Annotated in this window: 21 protein-coding genes and 1 pseudogene; 18 read left to right on the top strand and 4 right to left on the bottom strand. The window is 66.3% G+C overall.

The genetic code is table 11. The annotated features are described in order from the left end of the window. From purB to J0I99_RS10275, 3 genes are all read left to right on the top strand, one after another. Entirely contained in the window at nucleotides 1–1,323 is a 1,323-nt protein-coding gene (purB, locus tag J0I99_RS10285; protein WP_291397406.1) for an adenylosuccinate lyase, read from the top strand. Continuing rightward, the gene (locus J0I99_RS10280) at nucleotides 1,323–1,871 is read left to right on the top strand and encodes an alpha/beta hydrolase (RefSeq protein WP_291397404.1); all 549 of its coding nucleotides are present in this window, start codon (nucleotides 1,323–1,325) and stop codon (nucleotides 1,869–1,871) included. Before purB ends, J0I99_RS10280 begins: the two co-directional genes overlap by 1 nt. Before the next feature lie 69 nt (nucleotides 1,872–1,940). After that, nucleotides 1,941–2,183 carry a hypothetical protein gene (locus tag J0I99_RS10275; protein ID WP_291397402.1) on the top strand — a complete coding sequence of 81 codons (243 nt, stop codon included), beginning with the start codon at nucleotides 1,941–1,943 and terminating at the stop codon, nucleotides 2,181–2,183. 4 nt (nucleotides 2,184–2,187) lie between these two features. Here J0I99_RS10275 and J0I99_RS10270 read toward each other — a convergent pair whose 3' ends face one another. After that, nucleotides 2,188–2,514, bottom strand: a complete 327-nt coding sequence (locus J0I99_RS10270; RefSeq protein WP_291393256.1) for a DUF1476 domain-containing protein — start codon at nucleotides 2,512–2,514, stop codon at nucleotides 2,188–2,190. 241 nt (nucleotides 2,515–2,755) lie between these two features. Here J0I99_RS10270 and purC point away from each other — a divergent pair, with 241 nt between their 5' ends. The 13 genes and pseudogenes from purC to grxD all read left to right on the top strand — a co-directional run bounded on the left by purC (nucleotide 2,756) and on the right by grxD (nucleotide 12,994). Next, nucleotides 2,756–3,520 (top strand): phosphoribosylaminoimidazolesuccinocarboxamide synthase, encoded by a 765-nt coding sequence (gene purC / locus J0I99_RS10265; RefSeq protein WP_291393258.1) that lies wholly within the window; start codon nucleotides 2,756–2,758, stop codon nucleotides 3,518–3,520. A 43-nt stretch (nucleotides 3,521–3,563) separates the two neighbouring features. Beyond that, complete coding sequence (gene purS, locus J0I99_RS10260; protein ID WP_291393260.1) at nucleotides 3,564–3,806, top strand: phosphoribosylformylglycinamidine synthase subunit PurS; 243 nt, start codon at nucleotides 3,564–3,566, stop codon at nucleotides 3,804–3,806. A gap of 634 nt (nucleotides 3,807–4,440) precedes the next feature. Next, on the top strand, nucleotides 4,441–5,529 hold the full coding sequence (locus tag J0I99_RS10255) for an acyltransferase family protein (protein ID WP_291397400.1): 1,089 nt from the start codon (nucleotides 4,441–4,443) through the stop codon (nucleotides 5,527–5,529). An 86-nt stretch (nucleotides 5,530–5,615) separates the two neighbouring features. Then, nucleotides 5,616–6,278, top strand: coding sequence for a phosphoribosylformylglycinamidine synthase subunit PurQ (purQ, locus tag J0I99_RS10250; protein ID WP_291397398.1), 663 nt, complete (start codon nucleotides 5,616–5,618; stop codon nucleotides 6,276–6,278). A gap of 110 nt (nucleotides 6,279–6,388) precedes the next feature. Continuing rightward, nucleotides 6,389–7,036 (top strand): Pr6Pr family membrane protein, encoded by a 648-nt coding sequence (locus J0I99_RS10245; RefSeq protein ID WP_291397396.1) that lies wholly within the window; start codon nucleotides 6,389–6,391, stop codon nucleotides 7,034–7,036. A gap of 107 nt (nucleotides 7,037–7,143) precedes the next feature. Further along, nucleotides 7,144–8,019 (top strand): CHAD domain-containing protein, encoded by an 876-nt coding sequence (locus tag J0I99_RS10240; protein WP_291397394.1) that lies wholly within the window; start codon nucleotides 7,144–7,146, stop codon nucleotides 8,017–8,019. Continuing rightward, nucleotides 8,020–8,490 carry a CYTH domain-containing protein gene (locus tag J0I99_RS10235; protein ID WP_291393270.1) on the top strand — a complete coding sequence of 157 codons (471 nt, stop codon included), beginning with the start codon at nucleotides 8,020–8,022 and terminating at the stop codon, nucleotides 8,488–8,490. A gap of 69 nt (nucleotides 8,491–8,559) precedes the next feature. After that, nucleotides 8,560–10,791 (top strand): phosphoribosylformylglycinamidine synthase subunit PurL, encoded by a 2,232-nt coding sequence (gene purL, locus J0I99_RS10230; RefSeq protein WP_291397392.1) that lies wholly within the window; start codon nucleotides 8,560–8,562, stop codon nucleotides 10,789–10,791. Next, nucleotides 10,788–10,919: pseudogene (locus J0I99_RS10225) on the top strand (LysR family transcriptional regulator); the annotation flags it as partial. The gene purL and the pseudogene J0I99_RS10225, both read left to right, overlap by 4 nt. Nucleotides 10,920–11,002: 83 nt before the next feature. Further along, complete coding sequence (gene msrA / locus J0I99_RS10220) at nucleotides 11,003–11,515, top strand: peptide-methionine (S)-S-oxide reductase MsrA (RefSeq protein WP_291393501.1); 513 nt, start codon at nucleotides 11,003–11,005, stop codon at nucleotides 11,513–11,515. 110 nt (nucleotides 11,516–11,625) lie between these two features. Next, a complete protein-coding gene (locus J0I99_RS10215) occupies nucleotides 11,626–11,859 on the top strand; it encodes a BolA family transcriptional regulator (protein ID WP_291393500.1) in 234 nt (77 codons plus the stop codon). Nucleotides 11,860–11,910: 51 nt separating this feature from the next. Next, nucleotides 11,911–12,537 (top strand): HAD family hydrolase, encoded by a 627-nt coding sequence (locus tag J0I99_RS10210; protein ID WP_291397391.1) that lies wholly within the window; start codon nucleotides 11,911–11,913, stop codon nucleotides 12,535–12,537. A gap of 121 nt (nucleotides 12,538–12,658) precedes the next feature. Beyond that, nucleotides 12,659–12,994 (top strand): Grx4 family monothiol glutaredoxin, encoded by a 336-nt coding sequence (gene grxD / locus J0I99_RS10205; protein WP_291393498.1) that lies wholly within the window; start codon nucleotides 12,659–12,661, stop codon nucleotides 12,992–12,994. On the opposite strand, the gene J0I99_RS10200 is transcribed toward grxD, so the two are convergent. Next, nucleotides 12,978–13,289, bottom strand: coding sequence for a Dabb family protein (locus J0I99_RS10200; protein WP_291393497.1), 312 nt, complete (start codon nucleotides 13,287–13,289; stop codon nucleotides 12,978–12,980). The genes grxD and J0I99_RS10200 overlap by 17 nt on opposite strands. Before the next feature lie 163 nt (nucleotides 13,290–13,452). On the opposite strand from J0I99_RS10200, the gene J0I99_RS10195 reads away from it, so the two are divergent. After that, nucleotides 13,453–14,682, top strand: a complete 1,230-nt coding sequence (locus tag J0I99_RS10195) for an MFS transporter (RefSeq protein WP_291397389.1) — start codon at nucleotides 13,453–13,455, stop codon at nucleotides 14,680–14,682. A gap of 106 nt (nucleotides 14,683–14,788) precedes the next feature. After that, nucleotides 14,789–16,045 (top strand): multidrug effflux MFS transporter, encoded by a 1,257-nt coding sequence (locus J0I99_RS10190; RefSeq protein ID WP_291397387.1) that lies wholly within the window; start codon nucleotides 14,789–14,791, stop codon nucleotides 16,043–16,045. 8 nt (nucleotides 16,046–16,053) lie between these two features. On the opposite strand, the gene J0I99_RS10185 is transcribed toward J0I99_RS10190, so the two are convergent. Both J0I99_RS10185 and J0I99_RS10180 read right to left on the bottom strand, forming a co-directional pair. After that, nucleotides 16,054–16,773: a cyclopropane-fatty-acyl-phospholipid synthase family protein gene (locus tag J0I99_RS10185; protein WP_291397384.1), complete on the bottom strand. Its 720-nt coding sequence runs from the start codon at nucleotides 16,771–16,773 to the stop codon at nucleotides 16,054–16,056. 32 nt (nucleotides 16,774–16,805) lie between these two features. Beyond that, nucleotides 16,806–17,627 carry an inositol monophosphatase family protein gene (locus J0I99_RS10180; RefSeq protein ID WP_291397383.1) on the bottom strand — a complete coding sequence of 274 codons (822 nt, stop codon included), beginning with the start codon at nucleotides 17,625–17,627 and terminating at the stop codon, nucleotides 16,806–16,808. Between the last annotated feature and the right edge of the window lie 113 nt (nucleotides 17,628–17,740).

The raw sequence follows: 17,740 nt of genomic DNA, 5'->3' as shown, positions 1-17,740 counted from the left end.
ATGATTCCGCGCTACTCCCGCCCCGAGATGGTCGCCGTCTGGTCGCCGGAAACCCGCTTCCGCATCTGGTTCGAAATCGAGGCCCACGCCACCACTAGGCTCGCCGAGCTCGGCGTCGTCCCCAGGGAGGCCGCCGACACGATCTGGGCTAAGGGCAAGGACGCCACTTTCGACGTCGCGCGCATCGACGAGATCGAGCGCACCACCAAGCACGACGTCATCGCCTTCCTTACCCACGTCGCCGAGATCGTCGGCCCCGAGGCCCGCTTCCTGCACCAGGGCATGACGTCGTCAGACGTGCTCGACACCTGCCTCGCGGTGCAGCTGGCGCGGGCGTCGGACATCCTGCTGGGCGACATCGACCGCCTGCTGGTGGCGCTCAGGACGCGCGCCAAGGAGCACAAGTACACCATCACCATCGGCCGCAGCCACGGCATCCACGCCGAGCCGACGACCTTCGGCATCAAGCTGGCCGAGGCCTATGCCGAGTTCGCCCGCAACCGCGCCCGGCTCGTCGCGGCCCGCGCCGAGATCGCTACCGCGGCCATCTCGGGCGCCATCGGCACGTTCGCCAACATCGATCCGCGCGTCGAGGCCTATGTCGCCGAGAAGATGGGCCTCACCCCCGAGCCGATCTCGACCCAGGTGATTCCGCGCGACCGGCACGCGATGTTCTTCGCAACGCTCGGCGTCATCGCCTCGTCGATCGAGCGCCTCGCCACCGAGATCCGCCACCTGCAGCGGACGGAAGTGCTTGAGGCTGAGGAATTCTTCTCGCCCGGCCAGAAGGGCTCCTCGGCCATGCCGCACAAGCGCAATCCGGTGCTGAGCGAGAACCTCACGGGCCTGGCCCGCATCGTGCGCGGCATGGTCACCCCGGCGCTCGAGAACGTCGCCCTCTGGCACGAGCGTGACATCTCGCACTCCTCGGTCGAGCGCATGATCGGGCCGGATGGCACGATCACGCTCGATTTCGCGCTCAACCGCCTCACCGGGCTGATCGAGAACCTGCTGGTCTACCCCGAGAACATGAAGCGCAACCTCGACCTGCTCGGTGGTCTGCACAACAGCCAGCGCGTGCTGCTGGCGCTGACCCAGGCCGGCATGAGCCGCGAGGAGTCCTATGCCGCCGTGCAGCGCAACGCCATGCAGGTCTGGCAGCATCGCGGCGACCGCGCCGGGCTGTTCGCCAGCCTGCTCAAGGCCGATCCGGAGGTCTCGGCCAGGCTGTCGGTGAGCGAGATCGACGCCATGTTCGACGATTTCTACCACCTGAAGCATGTCGATACGCTGTTCGAGCGCGTGTTCAGGCCCGAAGCCTGATGCGGATCGCCGACGCCGACATCCTTGTCCTGCCCGGCCTCGGCAACTCCGGCGCCGGTCACTGGCAGCGGCGCTGGGCCGAGCGCTTCTCAACCGGCAGGATCGTCGAGCAGGATGACTGGGACAATCCCGACATACGCGACTGGACGGCGGCCATAGTCGAGGCCGTGGAGATGGCCGAGCGACCCGTGGTGCTGATTGCCCATTCGCTGGCGGTGTCGGCGCTCGTGCACGCCGCGCCACGCTTTCCCAAGGGCAAGGTCAAGGGCGCGTTCCTCGTCTCGCCGCCCGATCACGAGGGCAAGGCCGTGCCGCGCGAGGCGCAGAGCTTCGCCGGCGTGCCGCTCGACCCCCTGCCCTTCCCCTCGTTGCTCGTCGTCTCCAACACGGACCCGATGGTGTCGCTCGAGCGCGCCGCCCATATGGCCGCGGCCTGGGGCTCGGAGCTGCACTTCGCCGGCGACGCCGGCCACATCAATCTGCAGTCCGGGCACGGCCCCTGGCCCGAGGGCCTGCTGATGTTCACAAGGCTGATGCAACGGATTTGAGGGCCTGCCAGAATGATGCCCAGGAAAATGGCACTGCCAATGGCGATAGTCGCCCTAGTTGCCAGCACGATGAGCGCCCACGCTCAGACTTATTGCAGCGAGCCGAGGAAGCCCTACTGCATCGACGGCTACGGCACCTTCGACGACGAATACTCGTTTCAAAGCTGCCGCTCCGACATGGAGCGCTTCAAGCGGCAGACCAACGACTACGTTGAGTGCCTCTCGACGGCACAAGACGACGCCATTCGGGCGTACAACAAGGCCGTCGAAAGCTTCAACTGCCACGCAAGCGGCAAATCTTATTGCTTCTGAGGGCTTAGCCCTCGGTAAGGACCTGCTCACGGGCCACGGCGACCAGTTCGGCCATCTTCTGGCGAATCATGTCGTCGGAGACCGAGGCGCCCTTGGCCTTGAGGTCGCCCGAAATCTTGCGGAACACGTCCTCGTCGCCGGCTTCCTCGAAGTCGGAGGCCACGACTTCGGCGGCATACTGCCTGGCGTGCTCCTCGGAGAGGCCCATGTGCTCGGCAGCCCACAGGCCGAGCAGCTTGTTGCGGCGCGCCTCGGCCTTGAAGCGCAACTCCGAGTCGTGGGCGAACTTGGCTTCCTGGCCTTTTTCGCGATCGCTGAAACCCGACATCATGCTCTCCGCTATTCGGCCCGCTGCCGGGCGCCCTCGATTGGCTTCGACATAAGCCGGCACGGCGGCCAAATCAACGGGGTCGCCCGCGCGGCAAATGGTCAATCCGCACAACGCGGGAGCCGGCCGCCGGATGCATGGCGCCGGCCCGCGCCGCGGCGGGCGCGGCAAAAGAACTTGCTTTTTGCGACTGTTCTGGCGCATTAGCCGCAATTCCCCACATTGTCCGAGAGGCAGGGCTCATATGAACCGTCGCCGCAAGATCTATGACGGCAAGGCCAAGACCCTCTATGAGGGCCCGGAGCCCGGCACGCTGATCCAGTATTTCAAGGACGACGCCACGGCCGGGAACGGCGCGCGGCACGAGATCATCGACGGCAAGGGCGTCCTCAACAACCGCATCTCCGAGTTCATCTTCTCCAAGCTGAACGGCCTCGGCATCCCGACCCACTTCATCCGCCGGCTCAACATGCGCGAGCAGCTGATCAAGGAAGTCGAGATCATCCCGCTCGAGGTGGTGGTGCGCAATGTCGCGGCCGGCTCGCTGACCAAGCGCCTCGGCCTCGAGCCCGGCACGCAGTTGCCCCGCTCCATCATCGAGTTCTACTACAAGGACGATGCGCTCGGCGACCCGATGGTCTCCGAGGAGCACATCACAGCCTTCGGCTGGGCCACCCCGCAGGAACTCGACGACATCATGGCGCTCGCCATCCGGGTCAACGATTTCCTCACCGGCCTGTTCATGGGCGTCGGCATCCAGCTCGTCGATTTCAAGATCGAGTGCGGCCGGCTCTATGACGGCGACCTGATGCGCATCGTGCTCGCCGACGAGATCAGCCCGGACAACTGCCGGTTGTGGGACATCAAGACCCGCAACAAGCTCGACAAGGACCGCTTCCGCGAGAACCTCGGCGGCCTCGTCGATGCCTACCGCGAAGTGGCTCAGCGCCTAGGGATCCTTGTGGAAACCGACAACGCGTTGACCACCGGTCCGCGACTCGTGCAATAGGCCAGCGCGGGACCGCAGGGTCCCGCTTCTTTCGGGAAATTCGATGAAAGCGCGCGTCACCGTCACGCTCAAGGCCGGCGTCCTCGACCCGCAGGGTCAGGCGATCCAGGGTTCGCTCAAGGGCCTCGGCTTCTCCGGCGTCGGCGCCGTGCGGCAGGGCAAGGTGTTCGACCTCGAGATCGGTGACGTGGATGCGTCGCAGGCCGAGGCCAATGTCCGCGCGATGTGCGAGAAGCTGCTCGCCAACACCGTCATCGAAAACTACACGATCGAAATCACGCCTTAACATTCACCGACTATGGTACCGGCCGCTCGCGTAACTGAGCCAGTGCCAAGCAAAGACGCCCCCGATGCTCAAGACCTTTTCGCTGTCGATCGCCTTCTTCCTCGCGCTCGGGTTGCTGTTCGCGGCTTACGCCTCGGTTCCCGTCTGAGGCGACCCTTTCCCGCCTGACATCCCCTTGCGTGGCATCTGAGCCACTGAGCGTCGCCGCCTGAAACAGGGCGAGGGCGCTGCAGCCGCTCGGCCACCAATTCGCCGCATGGCTGCATCAGACGCTGCGATTAACCGTGCCGGTTCAGACTCCGTTCAGGCATCGGGGCGCATTGGAGCCATGCACCGGCGCGGACTGCTCCGCCCCGGCAAATCGCCCTAGAGACACGAACACCAACGCGCCACTGGCGCAGACTCGACTATTGAGATGATCAAGACTTTCTCCCTCTCCGCGCTGTTCTTCATGACCGTCGGCCTCCTGCTGGCCTCGCACGCGGCTCTGCCGTTCTGATCGGCCCGTGTCCCGTCGGCCAGCCGACGGTACGTCCCGGCACCGTTAACCACGGCGCTTAAGCCTGAATTCACCATTCCGACTCCCCCGGCTACAGGTCCGCTACGATGACCGCAGTGCCGCTGGAGTCTCGCCTTGACCTCGACTACCCCCCACGACCGCCTCGATTGGGTCGACGCCGCCAAGGGTCTGTCGATCCTCCTGGTCGTCATGATGCACTCCGCCTATGGCGTGGGTGAGGACCTCAACGGCACCGGCATCCTGCACTACATCATCGGCTGGGCGACGCCGTTCCGCATGCCGGAGTTCTTCCTGATCTCCGGCCTTTTCCTGGGACCGGTGATCTCGCGGCCGTGGGCACGCTACGTCGACCGTCGCGTCGTGCACTACCTCTATTTCTACTTCCTCTGGGCCGCGCTGCAGATCGCGTTCAAGGTCGGCCTTGGGACGGGCGACCTGGATAGCGCCGTGAGCCAGATGGCCTGGGCCGTCGTGGAGCCCTATGGCGTGCTGTGGTTCATCTACATGCTCGCGGCCTACTCGCTGGCGGCCCGGGCTCTCCACGCCGCACGGGTGCCGCACTGGGTCGCCGTCGGGGCCGGCGTGGCGCTGCAGGTGCTGCCGATCCGGACGGGCCTCGGGCTCGTCGACCACTTCGCCATGTATTTCGTGTACTTCTATGCCGGCTACGCCTTTGCCCCAGTCGTGTTCCGCATCGTCGCCACGACCCGGCACCACGCTTTCGCTGTCGTCCTGGCGCTGGTCGGCTACGCCATACTCGAGGGTGTGCTGGTTTTTGCCGGCGGCTCCGAGATGCATCCCCGGGGCATCACCATGGGATACGCCGCCCTGCCCTTCGTGCACCTGGCCCTCGGCCTCGCCGGCTCGCTGGCGGTCTGCCTGACCGCCGCGTTGCTCATCAGGCTGCCGCGCATGGACTGGCTGCGCTGGCTCGGCGAGCACTCGATCGTGGTCTACCTGAGCTTCTCCATCCCGATGGCCGCGGCACGGACGCTCATCGTCAGGACCGGCGCCATCACCGATGTCAGCGTCGTCTCGGTCATGGTCATGGCGATCGCGCTCGTTGTGCCGCTGCTCCTCTACTGGCTGATCCGGAAGACGGGCTACGGCCGGTTCCTGTTCGAGCGTCCAGCCTGGGCCCATGTTCCCGGCACGCCCGGCGGCCGCGACTATCCCCGCCCGACCGCCATGCCGGCGGAATAGCCCCCCCTCGGGCCCCGGGCAAGGTCCTGCTTGCATTTGCCGCAAAGACTCACCAAAGGATCGGCATCCCCTCAGTGGAGCTGCCGATGAAAGCCGCCGTTGTCGTGTTCCCCGGTCTCAACCGCGATCGCGACATGATCGCTGCCCTCACCAAGATCGGTGGCGAGGCTCCGGCCGTGGTCTGGCACAAGGATGCCGAGATCCCCAAGGTCGACCTGATCGTCATCCCCGGTGGCTTCTCCTATGGCGACTACCTGCGCGTCGGCGCCATCGCCGCCCGCTCGCCGGTGATGCAGACCATCCGCGAACGCGCCGCCCAGGGCGTCAAGGTGATGGGCGTCTGCAACGGCTTCCAGATTCTCAGCGAGTCGGGACTGGTGCCCGGCGTGCTGATGCGCAATGCCTCGCTGCGGTTCGTGTGCCGCGAGGTCAAGCTCTCGGTCGAGAACGCCGACACCGACTTCACCCGTGGCTATGCCCAGGGCCAGATCATCCGCTGCCCCGTCGCCCATCATGACGGCAACTATTTCGCCGACGCGGAGACGCTCAGGGCGGTCGAAGGCAATGGCCAGGTGGCCTTCCGCTACGCCGAGGGCACCAACCCCAACGGCTCGATCAACGACATTGCCGGCGTCTTCAACGCGAGCAGGAACGTGCTGGGACTGATGCCGCATCCCGAGAACCTGATCGAGGCGGCGCATGGCGGCACCGACGGCCGGGCCCTGTTCGCAACGCTGCTGGCCGCGTAGCGGCCGCCACCGACCGTTGCCGCAGGCCTTGAATGGGCAGCGGGCCATGGCCGAGGCAGCGCGAAGCGAATAGTGTCGCGGCCAGTGCAACTGGTTGCCGGGATTCTGCCTTGCGGATTCTGCTCGCCCTCGCCGGCATTGCCGTCGGCTGTGTCGGTCTTGCCCTCGATTTCTGGGTCATCTTCCCATCGGTGACGACGGCTACGGCCGACAATCCCGTGGCGCGATCGCTGCCGGACACGCTCATCTACTTCTGGACCTTCTTCACCCACCTGACCAACCTGTGGCTGGTCCTCACCTACCTCGCGGCGATGAGCGGAGTGCGCTGGCTCGGTTGGTTCCGCCGCCCGGTGGTGATGGGCTCGGCGGCCGCCTTCATCACGCTGGTCATGCTGTACTACCACTTCATGCTGGCGCCGACGCTCAGGATGGAAGGCGCGCTGCTGGTCGCGACCTGGCTGCTCCATTACGTCGCGCCGCTCCTCTACCTCGGCTGGTGGGCCCTGGGCGCGCCGCATGGGATCCTGCGGTTCAGGCACATCCCGCTGATGCTGCTGCCCGGCATCGGCTACGTGGGCTGGGTCCTGCTGCGCGGGGCCGTTGTGCACGAGTACCCATACGCCATCCTCGACGCGGACAAGTCCGGCTACGGCGGGGTGGCGATCGGCGTGGGAGCGCTGCTCGTGGCGGTGGCGCTCTTCTCGCTGCTCGTCGTCGCGGCGGACCGCAGGCTGGGTCGAGGCAAGACCGCGGCCTGAGGTCTCCGCGGCGGCAATCGATCGCACCCGGTCCGCATCGTCCGGCTTGTTTGTGACACAACCCCGCACATAAGGTCGCCGAGTGGCAACAGGCCCGCAGGATCGTCATGGGGTTTCATTGGTCCCGCACCGATAGCGACATCGGCGCGGGCTTTGTCCGGATTGCGCGTGAGCAGATCGCCAAGGCGATCGACGGCGCCCGGAACGAGACGGAAACGTCGGAGCGACGGGTGCACGAGGCCCGTCGCCGGTGCAAGAAGCTTCGTGCCCTGTTTCTCCTGGTCAGGCCCGATTTCGACGCCTTGCGGGACGAGAACAGGTTCGTCCGCGACTGCGCGCGCGGGCTGTCCGCGGCACGCGACATCCGCGTGGCCAGCAGCACCTTTGCCGACCTGATGCGCTGGGCCGGCCGGCCGGTGGCTACGGCACCTCGGGAGGCCGGCAATGCCGCCGGCGAGGCCGAAGCGCTCCAGCGGTTCGTCGACCGCATGCACGAGCTGCAGGCGCGCACCGACACCTGGAAGGTCGGCAGGATCAGCCTCGACAGCCTCACCTCGGGTCTGGCGCACACATATCGCCGGGCGCGGCGCAGCCGCCGCCTGGCTGAAAAGCACCGGACCGACGAAGCCTTCCACGAGTGGCGAAAGTACGCCAAGTACCACTGGAACCAGCTCGGCCTGCTCGAGGAGTGCGCCGAAGATATCCTCCCTTCCGCCTACAAGTCGGCCGGGGATCTTGGCGAGGTCCTGGGACTTCACCACGACCTGGCCGTACTGGAGGCGGTCATCGCCAGGTCGCCGGCCGACCTGCACGCCGAGGTCGATGCCGGGTTCCTCGCCGATGCCATCGAGCGGCGCCGGGCGGAGCTGGAACGTCGCATCGCCACTCTCGGCCGGCAGGTGTTTGCAGAGCGCCCCGAGGCGCTGAAGGCAAGGTTCGACGCGTATCTGGAGACCTGGCCCGCGAGAGAGGCAGCTGAGTAGATGGCGATCGAGATCGAGCGAAAGTTCCTGGTTGCCTCGGACGGCTGGCGACCGCTTGTCGCAAGTAGCCACACCCTGCGCCAGGGCTACCTGAGTACTGGCGGCTCCGGCGTCACCGTCCGCGTCCGCACCGTCGACGACCGCCAGGGCTTCATCACCATCAAGAGCGGCGGCTCGGCCCTGGCTCGCGCGGAGTTCGAATACGAGGTGCCGATAGCCGACGCCCGCCAGCTGCTCGGCCTCAGCCGCGGGGCGCAGATCGACAAGACCCGACACCGCCTCGACCTTCCCGGCGGGGAATGGGTGGTGGACGAGTTCGGCGGTCGCCACCGTGGACTGGTCATCGCCGAAGTGGAGCTCGAGAGCCCCACCGGCCAGCTCGCCCTGCCCGACTGGCTGGGCAACGAAGTGACCGGCAATCCGCAATACTACAATTCCAGCCTCGCCATGCTGGTAGGCGGTGACATCTAGGGCATTTTTGGTGACGTTCGGCTGTCCCTTCCGCTATAGCGGCAGCAAGCGGATCGAGGCCGGAATCGCATGACCTTCAACAACCACATTGCCATCACTCCCGAGCTCGTTGCCGACCACGGGCTGAAGCTCGACGAGTACCAGAAGATCCTGCAGCTGATCGGTCGGCCGCCGACCTACACCGAGCTCGGCATCTTTTCGGCGATGTGGAACGAGCACTGCTCGTACAAGAGCTCCAAGAAGTGGCTGCGCACCCTGCCAACCAGTGGTGAGCGCGTGATCCAGGGGCCGGGCGAGAATGCCGGCGTCGTCGACATCGGCGACGGCCAGGCGATTGTGTTCAAGATGGAATCGCACAACCACCCGAGCTACATCGAGCCCTACCAGGGCGCGGCGACCGGCGTGGGCGGCATCCTGCGCGACGTCTTCACCATGGGCGCCCGCCCGGTGGCGGCGATGAACGCCCTGCGCTTCGGCGCGCCCGAGCACGAGAAGACCAGGCACCTCGTCGCCGGCGTCGTCGCCGGCATCGGCGGCTACGGCAACTCCTTCGGCGTGCCTACGGTGGGCGGCGAGGTCGAGTTCGACGAGCGCTACAACGGCAATATCCTGGTCAACGCCTTCGCGGCCGGCCTCGCCGATACCGACAAGATCTTCTACTCCAAGGCGAGGGGCGTCGGCCTGCCGGTCGTCTACCTCGGCGCCAAGACGGGACGCGACGGCGTCGGCGGCGCCACCATGGCTTCGGCCGAGTTCGGCGACGACATCGAGGAGAAGCGCCCTACCGTGCAGGTCGGCGACCCCTTCACCGAGAAGCGCTTGCTGGAAGCCTGCCTGGAGCTGATGGCCACCGGCGCCGTGATCGCCATCCAGGACATGGGGGCCGCCGGCCTGACCAGCTCATCGGTGGAAATGGGGGCCAAGGGCGACCTGGGCATCGAGCTCAACCTCGACATGGTGCCCACCCGCGAAGAGGGCATGACGCCCTACGAGATGATGCTGTCCGAGAGCCAGGAGCGCATGCTCATGGTGCTGAACCCGGACAAGGAGGCGATTGCCCGCGCGATGTTCGACAAGTGGGAACTCGACTTCGCCACCGTCGGCCACACGACCGACGACCTGCGCTTCCGCGTCATCTGGAAGGGCGAAGAGGTGGCGAACCTCCCGATCAAGGACCTGGGCGACCAGGCACCCGAATACGACCGGCCGTGGATCGCGCCCGTTCCGCCCAGGCCGCTGGCCGCCGACGACATTCCGCAGATGGACGTGGCCGATGCCCTGCTCCGCCTGCTCGGCTCGCCGAACCTGAGTTCGCGCCGCTGGGTCTATGAGCAGTACGATACCCTGATCCAGGGCAACTCGCTGCAGCGTCCGGGCGGCGATGCCGGCGTGATCCGCGTCGAAGGCCACCCGACCAAGGCCCTCGCCTTCACCTCCGACGTCACCCCGCGCTACTGCGAGGCGGACGCCTACGAGGGCGGCAAGCAGGCCGTTGCCGAGTGCTGGCGTAACCTGACGGCTACCGGTGCCGATCCACTGGCGGCGACCGACAACCTCAATTTCGGCAATCCCGAGCGCCCGGAAATCATGGGGCAGCTGGTGCATGCTATCAAGGGTATCGGCGACGCCTGCCGGGCGCTGGGCTTCCCGATCGTTTCGGGCAACGTCTCGCTCTACAACGAGACCAACGGGCGCGGCATCATGCCGACCCCGACCATCGGCGGCGTCGGCCTGATTCCCGATTGGTCGAAGATGGTCCGCGCCGGGTTTGCCGGCGAGGACCAGCCGATCTTGCTTTTCGGCGCCCCCGACTGGTGGGGCACCCATCTCGGCCAGTCGGTCTACCTGCGCGAGATTTTCGGCCGCAAGGACGGCACGCCCCCGCCGGTGAACCTCGAACATGAGAAGAAGGTCGGCGACCTCGTCCGCATCCTCATCCGCGACGGCATCGCCACCGCCGTGCACGACCTGTCGGACGGCGGTCTCGCCATCGGCCTCGCCGAGATGGCGCTGGCCGGCGGCATCGGCGCCACGGTCAACCAGCTCGACGACGGCGATCCGATCCCGCTGTTCTTCGGCGAGGACCAGGGCCGCTACCTCGTCACCATGACGCGCGACAACCTCGAGAAGTTCTACGCCGACATCTACCCCTATGCCGGCGTCTTCGCGCCGTGGATCGGGACAACCGGCGGCGACAGCCTGACGCTCGGCGAGGCCCGTCCGGTGCCGGTCAGCGAGCTGCGCGCCGCGCACGAAGGCTGGTTCCCGACCTTCATGGCCGGCGAGATCACCGAAGTCTGACGCCCGTGGCGTTTGACTGGAACGATGCCCGCTACCTGATCGCGGTTGCCCGCGCGGGCTCGACGCTCGCCGCCGCCCGCAGCCTCGGCGTCAACCAGACCACCGTCGCCCGCCGGATCGAGGCACTCGCAGATGCCAAATCCGTGAGCCGATGTAACATTTCGCGCCCGGACTGCGTATATAGGGCGTGTTCCAACCTGGAGAGCTCATCATGACGACCAATACCGAGCGGGCGGTCCTCGCTGGCGGGTGCTTCTGGGGCGTGCAGGAGCTGCTGCGCCACAAGGACGGGGTGATCTCGACCCGCGTCGGCTACTCGGGCGGCGACGTTCCCAATGCCACCTACCGCAACCATGGCACGCATGCCGAAGCGGTCGAGATCGTCTTCGATCCCAGCCGCATCAGCTACCGCGATATCCTCGAGTTCTTCTTCCAGATCCACGATCCTTCGACAAAGAACCGCCAGGGCAACGACATCGGGACGAGCTATCGCTCGGCGATCTACTACACCTCGCCGGAGCAGAAGGCCGTTGCCGAGGAGACCATCAGGGACGTCGACGCCTCCGGCATCTGGCCGGGCAAGGTCGTGACGGAAATCCAGCCGGTCGGCCCGTTCTGGGAGGCCGAGCCGGAGCATCAGGACTACCTGCAGCGCATCCCGAACGGCTACACCTGTCACTTCCCGCGCCCCAACTGGAAGCTGCCCAGGCGGCAGGCGGCCTGATCGCAGCAAGGACTGCGGCGGGCGTCGGGGGACCGGCGCCCGCTTGCGTTGAAGCGCCCCGCCTCGCGTGCCATATCTCGGCACAGTGACTCACCCCGGGGGACCCCACCATGGCAATGGCTGCAAACGAAATCGAAAAGCGCATCCTCAAGGCGCTTCCAGACGCCAAGGTCGAGATCCGTGATCTCGCCGGCGACGGCGATCACTACGCGGCGACCGTGATCTCCGAACAGTTTCGCGGCAAGACCCGCGTCCAGCAGCACCAGATGGTGAACGCCGCGTTCGGGGCCGACATGGGCACCGTGCTGCACTCGCTAGCCCTGCAGACCAAGGCGCCCGATTGACCTTTCCTTGTCCTCCCCGCCCCGCGAGGGAGGACAAGAAGGAGCATCCGATTGAGAACAGTCCTGTTCGACGTCGATGGCGTGCTCGTGCACGGCTATCACGCCAGGCCAGAAAAGCAGGTGAAGTGGGATGCGACGCTGCTCGCGGACATGGGCGTCGATCCGGATCGCTTCCGCGAGGAGTTCATCTACGACATCTTCATCAAGAAGGTGATCGTGGGACAGATCTCGCTGCTCGAGGCGCTGGACCGTACCCTGCCCCGGCTCGGCTATCGCGGCCCCTCCATGGCCTTTGTCGGCTACTGGTTGGGCAAGGACAGCAACGTCAACCGCCCGCTGCTCGACATCGTCGGCCAGCTGAAGGCCCGGGGCGACAGCCGGCTGTACATCGCCACCAACCAGGAGCACATGCGCGCCCAGTGGCTATGGCAGCAATTGCAGTTCGGCGAGGTCTTCGAGGACATCTTCCACTCCGCCCGCATCGGCCACATCAAGCCGCACAAGCCGTATTTCGAGTGGATCAGCAATCGCATCGGGCCGCAGCACGAGCCGCCCCTGTTCTTCGACGATCGCGAAGACGTGGTGAAGGGCGCGCGCCAGCACGGCTGGGAGGCGGTGCAGTATGACGACCTGGCGGATGTCACGAGCCATCCGTGGGTGGCGGAACGGCTGGGTTGACCACTCCACAGGCCTGTCCATCGTCAAATACCGATGGCAGGCACTCGACAGCGCGGGGACACGGGATTATCTACGTCACTGACGCGCCGGCGTTCTGCCCGGCGGCATGAAAGGCATTCACATGAGCGACATCAACGCGCTGATCGACGAGCAGGTGAAGAACAACGACGTCTTCCTGTACATGAAGGGCACGCCGGACTTCCCGATGTGCGGTTTCTCCGGCCGCGTCGTCCAGATCCTCAACTACCTCGGCGTCGAGTATGACAGCGCCAACGTGCTGGAAAGCCAGGAGTTGCGCGAAGGCATCAAGGCCTACACCAACTGGCCAACCATTCCGCAGCTCTACGTCAAGGGCGAGTTCGTCGGCGGCGCCGACATCATCACCGAGATGTTCCAGGCCGGCGAACTGCAGTCGCACCTCGCCGACAAGGGCATTGCCGTCAAGCAGACCGCTTGAGCGCCAGCTTCTCCCGCGCTTTGAAATCGGCCGCATAGCGGAGCTCCCGCAGCGGCCGAACGCGTTTGGTGGCCTCGGCATAGAGTGGGTGCGCCTTGTAGGCCGCCAGTGCCGCCTCGTCGGCGAACTCGGCATAGACCACCACATCGACCTCGTTGGCGATCTGGTCCACCTTGGCGTTACGTGTCACCTCGAAATGCTGGGAGTGCGGAATCTGGCCCAGCAACTGCAGGCCCTCGACCACGGCGTCGACACGCTCAGGCCTGGCGGTGAAGAAGACGATGTGGCGGATCACGGCACGACTCCGGTTTGCCCTCTAGATAGTCTACCTGCCGCGGCGATCAACTGCGGCAATCAGGCCCGCCATCGTTTGTCGTGATCGCAGCCATCACGCAAATGCATTTCCCGCGCCCCGGGACGGGGTGTAGACACACGGCCCAATCACCGAGTCCCCCGTCATGTCGTCGATCGCCGTCACCCGCAACTCCGTTGCCGTACCGCTGCTGGCGTTGATCGTGTGCGGCTGCCTCATTGCGGCGGCGACCAACGGCATCCGTACCAGCTTTGGCCTGCTGACGCTGCCGGTGACCGGCGACCTTGGGCTGACGCGGGAGGCATGGGGCATGGCCATGGCCATCCAGAACCTAGCCTGGGGCGTGGCCCAGCCTTTCGCCGGCGCGCTTGCCGACCGTTACGGCACCGCCCGTGTGATCGTTGGCGGCCTCGTCATCTACGCCATCGGCCTCGCGCTGATGGTCGTTTCGCCCACCGGTACCCTGCTCAACCTCAGTGCCGGCATCGTCACCGGCGTCGGCATCGCGACGTCGTCGTTCTCCATCGTCATGGTGGCCTTCGGCCGCTCGGTGCCGCAGGAGAAGCGCACCCTGATCTTCGGCATTGCCACCGCGGCATCGTCGTTCGGCCAGTTCCTGTTCGCCCCGATCGGCCAGGCCCTGATCTCCGGCTTCGGCTGGCAGAGCACCTTGCTCTATGCCGGTGCGCTGCTGGTCCTGATCATCCCGCTGGCCTATGCGCTGCGCGGACGGTCGGAACGGGCGGGCGGGCACGTCGAGATGCCATTCCGCGAGGCGCTGCGCCGGGCCTGGGGCTTCAGCTCGTACCGGCTCCTGGTCGTCGGCTTCTTCGTCTGCGGCTTCCACCTCGCCTTCATCAACGTGCACATGCCAGCCTTCCTCGTGCAGTGCGGCCTGCCGCCCGAGGCCGGCAGCTGGTCCATCGCGGTGATCGGGCTGTTCAACATCGTGGGATCGCTGCTGTCGGGCTGGCTCGGCGGCCGCGTGCCCAAGCAGATGCTGCTGGCGACGATCTACTTCACCCGCGCCGTCGCCATCGCGCTCTTCGTCTTCCTGCCGGTGACCGAGGTTACCGCCTACGCCTTCGCCGGCGTAATGGGGCTGCTCTGGCTCTCCACCGTGCCGCCCACGGCTGGCCTCGTGACGCAGTTCTTCGGCGCCCGCTACATGGGCATGCTTTACGGCGTCGCCTTCCTCAGCCATCAGGTCGGCTCGTTCATCGGCGTATGGCTGGGTGGCTTCGTGTTCGACCACACTGGCTCGTACAGCCTCGTGTGGTACCTCGGCATCCTGCTCGGCCTCGCCTCGGCCGCCGTCCATCTGCCGATCCGCGAGCGCGGCGCGCCCTCGTTCCAGCTGAGACCGGCCGCATAGGGCCCGCCCTCCGATAACATTATGCGGGGGCGGGTTGCCAAAGCACCCCGGCAGGGAGCATGTTGCCGCCCTTTCCGGCCTCCCTCCCGGCCTTTTCGAGCTTCACATGTCCGATACCGTCATTGCCACGCGGGACCTGTCCCGCGTCGAGTTCATTGCCCTTGTCGCAGCGCTGATGGCGCTGAATGCACTCGCCATCGACGTCATGCTCCCCGCCCTGCCCTACATGGGCGAGGCACTCGGGATCGCGCACGAGAACGAGCGCCAGCTCGTCGTCGGCGTCTACATGTTCGGCTTCGGCATCGCGCAGCTGGCCTTCGGCCCGCTCACCGATCGCTTCGGACGCCGTGCCCCGCTTCTGGTCGGGCTGGCTGTCTACCTGGTTTGCGCGTTTGCAGCGACCTTCGCGCCGAACTTCACCGTTCTGCTCGCGCTGCGCTTCGTGCAGGGCCTCGGGGCCGCCGGAACCCGCGTCATCGCCACGGCGGTGGTGCGCGACAAGTACTCGGGCCGCGCCATGGCGGAGGTCATGTCGCTGACCTTCATGGTGTTCATGGCCATACCGATCCTGGCGCCCGGCATCGGCCAGCTGATCCTGCTGGCCGGGCCCTGGCAGTACATCTTCCTGTTCATGACCGGCCTCGCGCTGATGATCTCGCTCTGGGCCTATGTCCGGCTGCCCGAGACCCTGCATCCGGAGTACCGGCGGCCGCTCAGCCTGGCCTCGGTGGTCGATGGCTTCCGCATTGTCGTCACCAACCGCCAGGCCCTGTTCTATGGCCTCGCCGGCACTTTCCTGTTCGGCGCCATGTTCGGCTTCATTTCGGCGAGCCAGCAGATCTTCGTCGAGATCTACGGCCTCGGCCCCTATTTCCCCGTCGCCTTCGCCGTCATGGCCGGTGCCATTGCCATCGCCCAGTTCGTGAACTCCCGAGTCGTGCGCACGTTCGGCATGCGCCGCATCAGCCACACCGCCATCCTGATCTACCTTGGCGGCGCCATCGTCTGGCTGTCGCTTGCACTGATGGGACCGGTGCCGTTCCCGCTGTTCTTCGGCCTGTTCGTCGTCATCCAGTGGATGTTCGGCTGGGCCGCCTCGAACATGAACTCGCTGTCGATGGAGCCGCTCGGCCAGGTCGCCGGCACGGCGGCCTCGGTGTTCGGCTTCACCCAGACGGTGGGCGGGGCCCTGATCGGCACCTTCATCGGCCAGCACTACGATGGCACGCTGGTCCCCAATGCGATGGGCTACACGCTGATGGGCGCCGCCGTGCTCGCCTGCATCCTCGTGGCCGAGAAGGGCAGACTGTTCGGCGTCAGCCCGCAATATGCCCACCCCGGACACGGTGACGGCGGGCACTGAGCCCGCTGCTACCCCTTCTTGCGCCCGACCAGGATCGTCCAGCCCAGCATGGGCCGGATGGTGCGCTGGTAATGGATCCAGTCCTCGCGGCTCTTCTTCAGCACTTCGGCATGGTCCGGATGGTCGGGATTGGCCCGGGCCCAGGTGAGCGTCGCGTGCCGATGGTGGCTGGCATAGCGCTCGAAATCGGCCTCCGAGGCGCTGATCGTCGCCGACACCTCGGCGCCGTGGCGCTCCATCACGCCGATCATGCCGAGCGTATCGGGCGGCAAGATATCGCCCTTGGGCACCGCCGGCGCGTGCCTCAGCACCATGTCCCCGAGCACCATGGTGCCGCCGGGCCTGGTGGCCGCCGCCATCCACTCGAGCGCCTCGGGTGCCTCCCCGATGGCGAACGCGGCGCCGAGGCACAGCACGATGTCGTAGCTTTCGCGCCCCGCCGGAAAGCCTTTCGCGGCCATGTTGTGGAACGTCAGGGGTCCGCGCGCCGGGGCCTTGCGCCGCGCCACTTCGAGAAAGCGCGCATTGACGTCGACGCCGACGCCCTCGATGGCGAACTTGTCCGCCCATTGGCGCATCAGCCACGCCTTGCCGCAGCCGATGTCGAGTACGCTCAGGCCGTCGCGGATGTCGCAATAGTCATCGAGCAGCCGGAGCTTGCGATCGGTGATCGGGTTCTGGATTTCGATGTCGCGCTCGGCGATCGCCCAATAGTTCAACTGATCCAAACCGCGTCTCCCCTCGCCGGTTGAGACCTCGACTATACCGTAAACACTTCCCGGCGCAGCAAGTCCCACGTGTCCTTGTCCGTGGCCACGATCAGGCCGCCGGTCCGGTGACTGGGCAGGTACGCGCTGCCGTCGAAGCGGGCGACATGGCCGCCGGCCTCCTGGCTGATGAGGGTGCCGACCAGATGGTCCCAGGGCATCAGCTTGTTGTAGCAGATGAAGTGCGCGTGGCCGGCCGCGAAGGTCCGGTATTCATGGCCGGCGACGCGATAGTTCGCGACCACGCGGACCTTGGCGAAGTTGGCCAGCACCTGCGGCTTGGTGGCGGACGGCAGGAAGGCGATCGAGCTGTACCCGACCATCTGGTCCAGACTCGGCGGCGTTGCGACCTGCAGCCTCCAGGACGAGCCGTCCGGCCGCTTCTGCCACGCCCCGGCGCCCTTCTCGGCCAGCACCCAGTCGTCGCCCATCGGGTCGTAGATGATGCCCGCGACAGTTTCCCCCTTCACCACCACGCTGGCCATCGTGGCATAGAGCGGCAGCCCCGCCGCGAAGTTCGCCGTGCCGTCCACCGGATCGACGACAATGGCAAAGTCGGCAGCGTCCAGCCGATCGAGCAATGCCGGATCGGCCGCCACCGACTCCTCGCCCACGAACAACGCCTCCGGCCACGCCGCAGCGACATCGGCCTTGATGCGCCGCTCCGCCGCCTCGTCGGCTTCGGTCACGAGGTCGATCGCCTCGGACTTGACTCGGACCTGCCCACTGTCCAGCCGACGGAAGCGCGTGAGCGTCTCCTTGCGCGAGGCGTCACGGAGGATGTCGGCAAGGCGGGCGATATCGAAGCTGGTCATGGTGCGTCCGGATCGTCGGTGTTTGGGCGACAACTATAGCCGGAGGAACGGGGATTCCGAGCCCCGCAACCGGTCATCCCCGCGGAAGCGGGAATCTGCGTTTGGCCACACGC

Source organism: Devosia sp., from assembly GCF_017307495.1.
Lineage (GTDB): Bacteria > Pseudomonadota > Alphaproteobacteria > Rhizobiales > Devosiaceae > Devosia_A.
This window is presented reverse-complemented; position numbering and strand designations above follow the sequence as displayed.

Coding starts and splice junctions, on each gene's coding strand:
- purB (WP_291397406.1), top strand. CDS start 1: ATGATTCCGCGCTACTCCCGCCCCGAGATGGTCGCCGTCTGGTCGCCG.
- J0I99_RS10280 (WP_291397404.1), top strand. CDS start 1,323: ATGCGGATCGCCGACGCCGACATCCTTGTCCTGCCCGGCCTCGGCAAC.
- J0I99_RS10275 (WP_291397402.1), top strand. CDS start 1,941: ATGAGCGCCCACGCTCAGACTTATTGCAGCGAGCCGAGGAAGCCCTAC.
- J0I99_RS10270 (WP_291393256.1), bottom strand. CDS start 2,514: ATGATGTCGGGTTTCAGCGATCGCGAAAAAGGCCAGGAAGCCAAGTTC.
- purC (WP_291393258.1), top strand. CDS start 2,756: ATGAACCGTCGCCGCAAGATCTATGACGGCAAGGCCAAGACCCTCTAT.
- purS (WP_291393260.1), top strand. CDS start 3,564: ATGAAAGCGCGCGTCACCGTCACGCTCAAGGCCGGCGTCCTCGACCCG.
- purQ (WP_291397398.1), top strand. CDS start 5,616: ATGAAAGCCGCCGTTGTCGTGTTCCCCGGTCTCAACCGCGATCGCGAC.
- J0I99_RS10240 (WP_291397394.1), top strand. CDS start 7,144: ATGGGGTTTCATTGGTCCCGCACCGATAGCGACATCGGCGCGGGCTTT.
- J0I99_RS10235 (WP_291393270.1), top strand. CDS start 8,020: ATGGCGATCGAGATCGAGCGAAAGTTCCTGGTTGCCTCGGACGGCTGG.
- purL (WP_291397392.1), top strand. CDS start 8,560: ATGACCTTCAACAACCACATTGCCATCACTCCCGAGCTCGTTGCCGAC.
- msrA (WP_291393501.1), top strand. CDS start 11,003: ATGACGACCAATACCGAGCGGGCGGTCCTCGCTGGCGGGTGCTTCTGG.
- J0I99_RS10215 (WP_291393500.1), top strand. CDS start 11,626: ATGGCAATGGCTGCAAACGAAATCGAAAAGCGCATCCTCAAGGCGCTT.
- grxD (WP_291393498.1), top strand. CDS start 12,659: ATGAGCGACATCAACGCGCTGATCGACGAGCAGGTGAAGAACAACGAC.
- J0I99_RS10195 (WP_291397389.1), top strand. CDS start 13,453: ATGTCGTCGATCGCCGTCACCCGCAACTCCGTTGCCGTACCGCTGCTG.
- J0I99_RS10190 (WP_291397387.1), top strand. CDS start 14,789: ATGTCCGATACCGTCATTGCCACGCGGGACCTGTCCCGCGTCGAGTTC.
- J0I99_RS10180 (WP_291397383.1), bottom strand. CDS start 17,627: ATGACCAGCTTCGATATCGCCCGCCTTGCCGACATCCTCCGTGACGCC.